Annotated in this window: 1 pseudogene; it reads left to right on the plus strand. The window is 79.7% G+C overall.

Annotated features, from left to right (window positions below):
• A pseudogene (locus tag ABD308_RS06655) lies at positions 1 to 330 on the plus strand (hypothetical protein); the annotation flags it as partial.

Below are 330 nucleotides of genomic sequence, written 5' to 3' on the forward strand. Positions count from 1 at the left end.
GGCGGGGCCGCGCGGGTCGCCGGAGAACCGGACGCCGCCGCGCGGCTGGTCGCGCTCTGCGACCAACTGCCGCTGGCGGTAGGACTGTTGGGTGCTCGGCTCGCGGCGGGTGGCGGGAGCGTCGCGGCGCTGGTGGCCGAGTTGGACGAGGAACGGCGGGCGGGCTCCGACGGGTTGGCCGCCGCACTGCGGGCCGGCCGGCGGGCGCTGTCGGGGGACGTCGGGAGGGCCTTCGTGCTGTCCGGGCTGCTTCCCGGGGCGGGCGTCGACGAGCGGGACGTCGCCGCGCTGGCCGGGTCGTCGACGTCCCGGGCGCGCGTCCTGCTCGCG

The sequence above is a fragment of the Kitasatospora putterlickiae genome (assembly GCF_039527695.1).
GTDB classification, from domain to species: Bacteria; Actinomycetota; Actinomycetes; order Streptomycetales; family Streptomycetaceae; genus Kitasatospora; species Kitasatospora putterlickiae.